At 27.2% G+C, this 12,100-nt stretch carries 8 protein-coding genes; all 8 read left to right on the top strand.

What is annotated here, in order from left to right; translation table 4 throughout:
* Positions 1–24 precede the first annotated feature (24 nt).
* The 8 genes from JRW51_RS00650 (at position 25) to sufB (ending at position 12,071) form a co-directional block, all read left to right on the top strand.
* Positions 25–2,676, top strand: coding sequence for an FAD-dependent oxidoreductase (locus JRW51_RS00650; RefSeq protein ID WP_250328762.1), 2,652 nt, complete (start codon positions 25–27; stop codon positions 2,674–2,676).
* 13 nt (positions 2,677–2,689) lie between these two features.
* Positions 2,690–2,926, top strand: coding sequence for a NifU family protein (locus JRW51_RS00645; protein WP_250328761.1), 237 nt, complete (start codon positions 2,690–2,692; stop codon positions 2,924–2,926).
* A gap of 21 nt (positions 2,927–2,947) precedes the next feature.
* Positions 2,948–4,150, top strand: coding sequence for an acetate/propionate family kinase (locus JRW51_RS00640; RefSeq protein WP_250328760.1), 1,203 nt, complete (start codon positions 2,948–2,950; stop codon positions 4,148–4,150).
* 17 nt (positions 4,151–4,167) lie between these two features.
* Positions 4,168–5,145, top strand: coding sequence for a phosphotransacetylase (locus JRW51_RS00635; protein WP_250328759.1), 978 nt, complete (start codon positions 4,168–4,170; stop codon positions 5,143–5,145).
* A gap of 214 nt (positions 5,146–5,359) precedes the next feature.
* Entirely contained in the window at positions 5,360–8,977 is a 3,618-nt protein-coding gene (gene nifJ, locus JRW51_RS00630) for a pyruvate:ferredoxin (flavodoxin) oxidoreductase (RefSeq protein ID WP_250328758.1), read from the top strand.
* A gap of 14 nt (positions 8,978–8,991) precedes the next feature.
* Positions 8,992–9,804 carry a Fe-S cluster assembly ATPase SufC gene (sufC, locus tag JRW51_RS00625; protein ID WP_250328757.1) on the top strand — a complete coding sequence of 271 codons (813 nt, stop codon included), beginning with the start codon at positions 8,992–8,994 and terminating at the stop codon, positions 9,802–9,804.
* Positions 9,782–10,678, top strand: a complete 897-nt coding sequence (locus tag JRW51_RS00620) for a SufD family Fe-S cluster assembly protein (RefSeq protein ID WP_250328756.1) — start codon at positions 9,782–9,784, stop codon at positions 10,676–10,678. Before sufC ends, JRW51_RS00620 begins: the two co-directional genes overlap by 23 nt.
* Positions 10,659–12,071, top strand: a complete 1,413-nt coding sequence (gene sufB / locus JRW51_RS00615) for a Fe-S cluster assembly protein SufB (RefSeq protein WP_250328755.1) — start codon at positions 10,659–10,661, stop codon at positions 12,069–12,071. Before JRW51_RS00620 ends, sufB begins: the two co-directional genes overlap by 20 nt.
* The last annotated feature ends 29 nt before the right edge of the window (positions 12,072–12,100 follow it).

Genomic DNA, 12,100 nt, shown 5'->3' with positions numbered 1-12,100 from the left:
AATTTTAAGAAATAAAAAACCTTTATGAAAACTATAAAGATTTCAGATAATTTTTACTATGTAGGTGTTCAAGATAAAAACTTAAAAGTTTTTGATATTATCATGTATACAGAACACGGTTCATCATATAACTCATTCATTTATTCAGGTGAAAAAAACATTTTATTTGAAACTGTAAAAGTAAAATTTTTTTATGAATATTTAAAAAATATTAATGCTATTTTCAAAAATGGAATAAATGATATCGATTATGTTATTGTTAATCATACTGAACCTGATCATTCAGGCAGTTTAATAAAACTACTTGAATTAAATCCTAAAATAGAAATAATTGGAAGTGAAGTAGCAATTAAATATTTAAGAAAAATTTTAAATATTGATTTTAAATTTCAAACAACAGAAAAATTAAAAGAATTAAAAGTAGACGATAATATCTTTGAATTTATTCCCGCTCCTTTTCTTCATTGACCAGACTCGATTTATACTTATATTCATAAAGAAAAAATTCTTGTAACTTGTGATTCATTTGGAGCCCATTATTCATTTGATAAGATATTTATCTCAAAAATGACTCCTGAAGAGAAAAAAACTTATATTCCATCATTAAAATATTATTTTGATGTAATTTTTGGACCGTTTAAACAATATATTATTTCTGCTCTAAATAAAATTAAAAACAAAGAAATCAATTTTATTGCAACAGGTCATGGACCAATTTTTGATACTCATGAATCAGTGAAGTGGGTAATAGATATTTATCGTGAATGAGCAACAACTTTAAAAGATGATTTTCATCGTAAAATAGTTATGGTTTACTGTTCAGCTTACGGTTATACAACTGAATTAGCTGAAGCTATAAAAAGAGGAATTAATTTTAAAGATAACGAGAATAGATGTAGTATTTCAGAATATATAGTTGATGTTTCTAATATTAATGAATTAAATGATAAGATTTTAGCTGATATTGCTACATGTGACGCTTTATTATTAGGTTCTCCAACAATAAATTCAGACGCTTTACCAGTTATTTATCAAATTTTATCTCAACTAAATCCTATTCCAATGAGAAACAAAATAGGTAGTTGTTTTGGTTCTTTTGGATGAAGCGGGGAAGCAGTAAAAAATATAACAGAACGACTTTTACAACTAAAATTCAAAGTTGTTGAAGGAATTAGAATAAATTTTAGAGCAAATAAAAATGAAATTAAACAACTAGAAGAATATGGTAAATCTTTTTATGATGTTGTTATTAAAAGAAAAGTTCCTGAACAAATAAATCGTTCTTTAAAAAAAACAGGTTTCAAAGAATGATTATTTAATAAAAATCCATTAAATAATGTTGTTAAATGAAAATGTTTAGCATGTGGTGAGGTGATTGAAGGTAAACAACCTCCACTTGAATGTCCTGTATGTTCTGCTGCTTATACACAATTTGTTGTAATCAAAGATGAAGTTTTAAAATCTGAAAAAGCTTTTGATATTGTTATTTTAGGAGGAGGAGCGTCTGGAATAAAAGCTGCTGAAAAAATTAAACTAATTAGTGAAAATAGTAGAATTACAATTATTTCTGATGAAAACTATTATCCTTATTACAGACCTTTAGTTTCTGATAGTTATTTTAATGATATTTTAAAACATAAAGAATTTTTATTAAAAAATAAAACATGATTTAAAAATAACAATATCAAACTATTAATTAATCAAAAAGTTAAAAACATTTCGTTTGAAGATAAAATAATTGAAACTTTTGAATCTGAACCAATTAAATACGATTATTTAATAATTTCAACTGGTGCATCTGCTCGTTATCTGCCACAAATAGGTTTATCTAAAGATGTTGAAAATTTATTTACTGGAAATGCGATTCATGACTCATTACATATTCAAAATATTTTAAGAGAAGATAAATCTAAAACAGTTGCTATTTTTGGTGGAGGACTTCTTGGTCTTGAAACAAGTTATGGTATTCATTCGCTAGGAAATAAAATAACAATTATTGAAGCATTACCAAGACTTTTACCAATGCAATTAGATAATGAAGCCAGTCAAACTCTTTATGAAAATCTTAAATTGCAAAACAATGTTGATATTCTTATAAATAAACAAATAAAAGAAGTCAAAATTGAAAATAATAAAATTAAAAAAATTATCTTTACTGATGGAACAGAAATAATAGCAGATTATTATATTTTAAGTATTGGTGTAGTTTCAAATATTAATTTTTTAAAAGGTAAAAATATTGAAACTAATTTTGGAATTATCGTTAATGATAAAATGAAAACGTCACAAAATTGTGTTTACGCATGCGGTGATGTAGTTGAATTTAAGAATAAAAGAGTTCCGAAAATTTGACCATATGCTTTAGATCAAGCAGAAATTGTTAGCAAAAATATCTTCTTTAACGATAAATATAGTTATACAAATTTCGCTAATTATCCTTTTATTTTAGATGTTTTTGATTCTAGAATAGTAGCTTTCGGTGATTATAATTCTTTAAATAGTTGTAAAAAATGTAATGAAGTTGTTTGAAAAGATTTAAATTCATATGCAAAAATTATTTTTGATGATAAAAATAATTTTTTATTTGGTGAATCTTTAAACAACAAAGACATAGAAGAAATTATTTTAAACCCAAATCAGGCTTGAAGTTTATACTTAAAAAAATTTAACAAATAAACAAATAAATAAATTGATTTCAATTGAAGAAAAAATCAATAACGCTTTAGAAAAAATTCGTCCATTTCTTCATCGTGATGGCGGAGACATTCTTTTAGTTGGTTTTGAAGATGGAGTGGTTTATTTAAAATTTTTAGGAGCATGTCAAGATTGTAATTGACAAGACGATACAATTGAAAACGGGATCGAACAAATCCTTTTAGATGAGGTTCCTGAAGTCATAAAAATTGAAATTGTAAATAAAAAATAATTAAAGATAAAATTTAAATTAATGAAAAATTCAAAATATATTTTAGTTGTAAATAGTGGATCATCTTCGATAAAAATCGCTTTGTTTAAAAAAGAAAATAATCTTTTTCAAAAAATAATTTTTTCTAATTGTCAAGCTTTAAATTATGAAAATTGCGAAGCAACATTATCAGATTTTCGAACAGAAAACAGTTCAAAAAAAACGTTTAAATTAAAAAATTATTCATTAAGCGATGCTATTAAATTTTTTATCAACTTTCTTTTAGAAAATAATATTATTAGCAATAAAGAAGAAATTGATAAAATAGGTCATCGTTTCGTTCAAGGAGGAGAAATATTTAAATCTTCATCTGAAATATTAGAAAAAGATTATCATATATTTGAAGAATTAAATCCATTAGCTCCATTACATAATCCGGCTAATTTTTTATCTTATAAAATTTTTAAAAAAGAACTTCCTTGAAGTCGACATGTAGCAGTCTTTGATACTTCTTTTCATCAAACTATTAGTCCAGAAAGATTCATTTATCCAATTCCTATTCATTTTTATAAAAAATATAAAATTAGAAAATATGGTTTTCATGGATCAAGTTATCGTTATATTTTAGAAAAAAGTTTCAATATTTTTAATAAAAAGGAATTAAATTTAATTATTTGCCATATTGGAGCGGGTTCAAGTATTGTTGCAGTTGAAAAAAATAAAGCAGTTAATACAACGATGGGCATTTCACCATTAGGAGGACTAATGATGGGAACAAGATCTGGAGATTTAGATCCTTCCGTTTTACAATTTATGGCTCAAAGAGAAAATTTAGATATTGAAAAAGTTATAAAAATTTTAAATAATCAATCTGGTCTTAAAGGAGTAAGTGATTTTATAAGTGGTGATCTACGTGAAATTTTAGCTAAAAAAGCGACAAATAAACAAGCTAATTTGGCTTGGAATATGTTTGTTGATAGAATAGTTGATTTTATTGGACAATATTATTTTCAATTATGTGGTCAAGTAGATGGAATTGTTTTAACTGCAGGAATTGGAGAAAATTCAAAAGAATTTCAGAATTTAATTTTAGAAAGAATAAATAAAATTATTAATTTAAATATTGTTAATAAAAAAATCGATGATTGTTTAATCTTAGCTGAAAATGAAAAAACAAAATTTTTAATCATTCCGACAAACGAAGAGATAGTTATAGCAAAAGATACTGACAAAATTTTAAAATAAAAAAGAAGGAATTTATTATGTTATTAGAATTTATAAAAGAATTAAAAGGTAAAAATATTCGAATTATTTTCCCTGAAGGAAATGATAAAAGAGTTTTGAAGGCATGCACACTTTTAAAGAAAAGTCAAATCATTGAACCAGTTTTAGTAGGCGATACTGATGAAATAAATCAAATTTGTTGAAAAGAAAAAATTTTAGAAAATTTTGAAATTCTCGATCCTAAAACATTTCAAAATAAAGAAAAAATGATTGAAAATGTTTTTAATATTCGAAAAGGAAAACAAACAAAAGAAGAAATAACTAACTGATTTAATAAACATAACTATTTTGCAACAATGTGTTTAAATGAAGGATTAGTTGATGGCTTAGTTGGAGGGGCAACCTATTCAACTGCTGATACAGTTCGTCCTGCTTTACAAATCATTGGTTGTCACGATAAATTGGTTTCAAGTTTTATGATTTTAGAAAAAAATAATCAATTTCTTTTTTTTACAGATTGCGCTATCATTCCGTCTCCAACTTCAGAACAACTAGTTATTTTAACAAAAAGATTAGGGAATAAAATTAAAAATTTCTTCAAAATGACCCCAAATATTGCCCTTTTATCTTTTTCAACAAATAAAAGTGCATCATCACCATCGGTTGAAGTTGTTCAAAAAGCTGTTATCGATTTAAAAAAGGAACATGTAGGTTTTGCTTGAGATGGAGAAATGCAATTTGATGCAGCTCTTTCAGTTACGGTTAGAAATCAAAAATTTTCAAATTCAAAACTAGAACCAAAACCAGCTAACGGATTTGTTTTTCCAAATCTTGAATCTGCTAATATTGGTTATAAAATAGCACAACGTTTAGGTGATTGAAATGTAATCGGACCTGTATTACAAGGATTAAAAAAACCAATCAATGATTTAAGTCGTGGGTGCGATGATAAAGAAATTTTTAATACAACAATTTTAACCGCTTATCAAGCGTTGTTAGCTAAAGAAAAAAAATAATTTAAAAATTATCATTTTTTAATTTTTAAATAAAAGTTAGTAAAATTAATATATACAAAGAACTAATTTATTAGTTAAATTGTTTTCCTAAAATCAACTTATAAAAAAACAAAAGTTTTCTTTTGCTTTTTCTTTTTAAATGGTTTTATCGCTAAAACAAACTAACTCAATAAACCTAATAAGATTAAAATTTTAATTTTTTAGATAAAATTTTATGGAAAATAAAAAAATTAACCGACAAATCGTAGCTATGGATGGCAATACGATTGTTGCTCATATAGCATATGCATTTACTGAAGTTGCTGCTGTTTATCCGATTAGTCCATCAACTGAAATTTCAGAATTGGTAGAAGCGTTATCTTCAGCTAATAAAAAGAATTTATTTGGCAGTAAGGTATCAGTTTTTGAATTTCAGTCTGAAGGAGGATCATCTGGAGGAGTACATGGAGCTTTACAATTAGGAAGTTTAGCTACTACTTTTACAGCTTCACAAGGATTATTATTAATGATTCCGAACATTTACAAATGAAAAGGTGAAATGTTACCAGCCGTTATTCATGTTCCTGCAAGATCAATCGCTTCAAGAACTCTTTCAATTATGGGAGATCATCAAGATATTTATGCAGTAAGACAAACAGGGGCTGTATTACTATGTTCACATTCAGTTGAAGATTGTGCAAGAATTGCTCCTATAGCACATGGACTTGCTATTACTGGTTCATGTCCAGTTATTCATTTTTATGATGGTTTAAGAACATCTAGTGAGATTCAAAAGGTTGATTTATATACTGAAGATGAGTTAAGACAGTTTTTAGATCTTAAAGCTTTAGAAGGGTTTAGAACTAAAAAATTAGATAGCGAAACTCCTACTGTTCGTGGTGGTGCTGAAAATGATGATACATTCTTCCAAGCCCTTGAATCGCAAAACGCTCATTACAATAAAGTAATTGATATTGCAAAAAAATATTTAAAATTAACTTCTAAACTTGCAAAAAAAAGATATGCACCATTTGTTTATTATGGTGATAGCAATGCAACAAGAATTATTATAGCGATGGGATCTGTAACTGAAACGATTAAAGAAACAGTTGACCATTTAAATAAAAGAGGAGAAAAAGTTGGAGTTATTTGTGTTTATCTTTATCGTCCTTTCAGTGTTGAAGATTTATTAAATGAAATTCCTCAATCAGTTAAAAGTATTGCTGTTCTTGATCGAACAAAAGAACAAGGAGCTCCATCTGAACCGCTATATCTTGATGTTGTTTTCGCCTTAAAAAATAACAAAAAAATCAAGGTTATAGGTGGTCGTTTTGGTTTATCATCAAAAAACACAAGTCCTGCGCAAATAGTTGCTGTTTTCAATGAACTTAAAAAACGAGATCCAAAAACACAATTTACAATTGGAATTATTGATGATGTTACTAACTTATCACTTGAAACTGATGAAAGTTTTCTAACTGATTCAGAAAATTTAGACAATAACACCTTAATTTTTTGAGGTTTAGGCGGGGATGGAACAATTTCTGCTAATCGTTCAACAATTAAAATCATAGCTGAAAAAACTAATTATCATATTCAAGGTTATTTCCTTTTTGATTCATTAAAATCTGGAGGATTAACGCGTTCATTTTTACGTTTTTCTAAAAAACCGATTCGTTCAACTTATTTCCCAACAAAAGCTAGTTTTGTTTCATGTAATAAAGATCAATATTTAATGAGATGTAAAATGGTTGAACAACTAAAAGATAATGGAACATTTCTTTTAAATACAAGTTTTAGTCCTGAAGAAGTATTAAATATTTTGCCAAATAGAGTTAAATATTTATTAGCGGTTAAAAAAATTAAATTTTATATCATTGATGCTGGAAAAATTGCTCGTGAAATTGGAATTCCTGGTAAAACAAGTACCATTATGCAATCTGCCTTTTTTAAACTAAATGAGAATCTGATGAAATATGATGATTCTATCAAAGCAATGAAATATTTTGCTGAAAAAGCATATGGTTCAAAAGGAAGAAAAGTTGTTGAAATCAATTTCCAAGCGATTGATTTAGCAAGTCGAAATGTTTTTGAAGTAAAAGTTGATCCTGAATGAGCTAATTTAGAAGTTAACTTTACAAAATCATTATTTACAAAAACAAAAGATAAATATATTGATGAATATGTAAAACCAATTTTTTATCTTGAAGGAAATGAAATGCCAGTTTCAAAATTCCAAAAATCTGGTTCTTTGAATATGGTTGATGGTTCACTAAGAAGCGATTCCGTCTTTAAACTAAAAAGAAAATCTGCTGAAATGGTTCCGCGTTGAATTCCAGAAAAATGTATTCAATGTAACCGCTGTGCAATCGTTTGTCCACACGCTACAATTAGAGCATTTCTATTAGATGATCAAGAAATTTTAAGAGCGCCAAAAACATTTGAATCTTTAAAAGCAATTGGAGCTGAACAATATCGTTTCAGAATTCAAGTTAACGCTGAAGACTGCGTTGGTTGTTCATTATGTGCGACAGAATGTCCAGTTAAAGCTTTAGAAATGGTTCCAATTAATGAAGAAGTAAATAAAAATGTTGAATTAACAGAATATTTATACAAAGAAACAACTGTTAAAAAAGTTTTCCCAATTACATCATTCAAAGGAGAAGGCTTCTTATATCCATATTTTGAAAATTCAGGTGCATGTCCTGGATGCGGTGAAACCCCTTATTACAAAATGTTAACGCAATTATTCGGGAAAGATATGATTATTGCTAACGCAACTGGTTGTTCATCAATTTATGGTGGTTCATTACCTTACATTCCGTTTGCAACCGATCGTGATGGCGAAGGCCCTGCATGAGCTAACTCTCTTTTTGAAGATAACGCAGAATTTGGATATGGAATGCATTTAGCGCTAAGACATAAATTCAACGATTTATTAAAAAATATCGATAGTTGTATCAACGATAAAAATGCTGAACCAGAACTGGTGAAATATTTACAAGAATGAAAAGATACCCCTGATTCTGATCGTGAAAAACAACGTCAGTTAAAAGGACAAATCTTTTTCCATTGTCAAAATTCTAAATCAGAATACGCTAAAAACATTTTGAATTTAAAAACATATTTAGTTAAAAAAGCGCACTGAATTATTGGTGGGGATGGTTGAGCTTATGACATTGGTTACGGTGGATTAGATCATATTCTTGCAAGTGGTTCAAATTTAAACATCTTTATTCTTGATACTCAGGTTTATTCAAACACCGGAGGACAAGCATCTAAATCTACTGATATGTCAGCTGTTGCATCTTTAGCTGCTGGAGGTAAAGGTAAAAATAGAAAAGATCTTGGTAAGATTTTTATGTCATATAAAAATATTTACGTTGCTCAAATTTGTATGGGTGCTAATATTAACCAGTCTATTAAAGCAATGCTTGAAGCTGAAAACTATGATGGACCATCAATTGTTATTGCATACTCTCCATGTATAGCTCATGGTATCCAAGGCGGGATGAAAAATCATCAAAAACTTGAAAGAGATGCTGTAAGTTCTGGTTATTGACCAATTTATCGTTATGACCCAAGAAGAATTGAACAAAACCTTAATCCGCTTCAAATTGATTATAAACCACCAAAATTTGATACTTTAATCAATTTCCTTCTATCACAACAACGTTATAAACGTTTAGCTGATAAAAAACCAAAAGTATTTGCTAAATTATTTGCGCAAATGCGTCAATACCATGAAAATTTATATCAGGAATTGTTAAATTTAAGCAAAACAGAAATAAAAAATATTAACAATATAGAAGAGTACGAAAAACAAGTTTTAGATTTGTTAATCAAAAAATAAAACCGTTATTATAAATGTTAAAAGTAAAAAATTTATCAGTATCGATTGATGAAAATAAATTAGTTGAAAATGTAAATTTAGAATTTGAACCGAATAAAATCTACGCTATCGTTGGTCCAAATGGCGCTGGTAAATCATCTTTAATTAACGGAATTATTAACAATCCACGTCTTAAAGTTGAAGGTGATACTTTTCTTGATGAAAAAAATATCACTAAACTAACAATTGACAAACGATCATTAGCTGGTATATATGTTAGTTGACAAAATCCAGTTACAATTCACGGTGTTAATTACTTAGAATTTCTTGAACAAATTCTAATTGCAAAAACAGGCAAAAAACCTAAAATTTTAGAATTTTATAATAAAGTTAATCAAATTACAAAAGAATTAGGCTTTAATTTTGATTTATTAAAACGAAATATTAATGAAGATTTCAGCGGTGGAGAAAGAAAAAAAGGGGAAATTTTACAAATTTATTTCTTAAAACCAAATTATATCTTTTTAGATGAAATCGACTCTGGAATTGATAATGATAGTTTAATTTTAATTACAGACTTTTTAAAAAAATATTTTGAACAAGAAAAAAATGTTTCATTAATTTTAGTCAGTCACTATCAAAAAATATTTAAAATTTTAAAACCGAACATTGTTTATGTTGTTTTGAATGGTCAAGTTGTTGAAAAATCAGATCCGACGATTTTAGATAGAATTGAAAACGATGGATATCAATGACTTTTTAAAAAACACAATCTTACCCCCCGTTATAATTTAAGCAAAGACGAAAATAAATTTTTAGGAATTTGTGGAGCTAAAACAAGAAAATAAAGTTATTGAAACCAAAATAAAGACTAAATCCGAGTTAAATATTGAATTACAAGCAAATATTGATAAATTTATTAATGTTAAAGTTAATAAAAAAGATCTTAAAAATATTAATTATTTAAATTTTATATTACAAGAAAATAATTTTTATCATTTTCAACTTCTTTGACCAAATATTAAGGTTCAAGAAAAAGATGATGATATTTTTAAACTAAATTTTAATTTCAAAAATAACTCAAAAACGGTTTTTTACATTTTATTTAAAAAATCAAACCATCATTTTCTTAATTTAAGGCTAGAAGAAAATAGTTCAGTTGAGTTATTTTTAATCAATATTCACGACTATAATATTGATTTAACGATAAATGGCGAGCTTTTAGGTGAAAAAAGTAATTTAAATATTTATTCATTATCAGTTTTACAAAATTCAACAAAAAATCAATATATTAATGTCATTCATAAAGGAAATAATTCTAATGCAAACATAATTAATTCCGATTTATGTTTAGGTGAAAATACTATTAAAAACCGCATTATTAACATAGTTCCAGCTAATATTCGTTTCTGTTCATCACATCAGGTTATAAAATGTTTAAATTTTGACAAAAAGTCAATCATAAACAATGAACCAATCTTGGGGGTTTATAATAATGATGTAAAGTGCTCACATGGATGTGCTGTCGGGGATATTAATTTAAATGAATTCATTTACTTATTTAGTCGTGGCTTTAGTAAGCAGGAAATTAAAAAAATGTTAACCCTTGGCTATAGTGTTGAAATTTTAAAAAACTTATATGACATTAAAATTGAAACAAAGATTTTGCAATCTTTAAAAAAAACAATCAACAAATTTTTCAATGAAAAAAAAGATAAATAAAAATATTACCGATATAAAAACTAATTACCTTTCTAAATATGGTTTTTCAAAGCGTGAAATAAGTTATTATCAAAACACAAAACATCTTTCAAAAGATTTAATCGAAGAAGTTTCGATTAAAAAAGGTGAAAACGAATGAATGCGAGATCTTCGTTTAAAATCTTACCAACACTTTATTGAAAGAGGGCAGCCGTGATGAGGACCAAACCTTGATAAATATGTTGATCTAAATGAATATAAATATTTCTTAAAAGCAACTGAATCGGTTGCTAATAAATGAGAAAAAGTACCAAAAGAAATTAAAGATACCTTTTCTAAGTTAGGAATAGTTGAGGCTGAACAAAAATGATTAGCTGGTGTTTCAACTCAATATGAATCTGAAGCGGTTTATCATAGTTTATTAAAAGAATTAGAAGATCAAGGAGTTATTTTTCTTGATACCGACACCGCCTTAAAAAAGCATCCTGAACTTTTTCAAAAATACTTTGGATCAGTAGTTAATTATAAAGACAACAAATATGCTGCCTTAAATACCGCTATTTGAAGCGGTGGATCTTTTATTTATGTTCCGAAAGGGGTTAAAGTTGATAAACCGCTTCAATCATATTTTAGAATAAACGCAAGAAACCTTGGTCAGTTTGAAAGAACTTTAATTATCGTCGAAGAAGGAGCCAGCGTTCATTATATAGAGGGATGTACCGCCCCTGTTTATTCAGAAGATTCACTTCATGCTGCTGTCGTTGAAGTTATTGTTAAAAAAAACGCCCATGTCCGTTATACTACAATCCAAAACTGATCAAAAAATGTTATCAATCTAGTTACTAAAAGAGCAGTTGTCCATGAAAATGGTTTTATGGAATGAATCGATGGTAACCTTGGATCAAAAATTAACATGAAATATCCATCATGTATGTTAATCGGGAAAGAAGCAAGGGGATACACTTTGTCGGTTGCAATTGCTGATGATAAAAATATTATTCAAGATACAGGATCGAAAATGATCCATTTAGCTTCAAATACTAAAAGTCAAATTATTTCAAAAACAATTGCATTTAATCATGGAGAATCAATTTATCGGGGCAAAGTTTTTATTGATAAAAAAGCAGATAATTGTTATGCTAATGTGACATGTGATACTTTATTAATTGATGATTTAAGTAAGTCAGTTACATTACCAACCAACATTAATAATAATAATAGTTCATTCATTGAACACGAAGCAACAATTTCAAAAATCAGCGATACAGAACTTAGTTATTTACAAAGCAAAGGGATTTGCTTAAAGGATGCTATTCAAATGATTACAATCGGTTATTTATCAGAATTCGCTTCTCAGTTACCAATGGAGTATGCTGTCGAATTAAACCAACTGATTAAAATTAACATTGGATAATATTTTACAATTCTTTATTATTTTTTTTA

It is taken from the genome of Mycoplasma sp. SG1, assembly GCF_023612375.1.
GTDB lineage: Bacteria > Bacillota_I > Bacilli_A > Mycoplasmatales > SG1 > SG1.
This window is presented reverse-complemented; position numbering and strand designations above follow the sequence as displayed.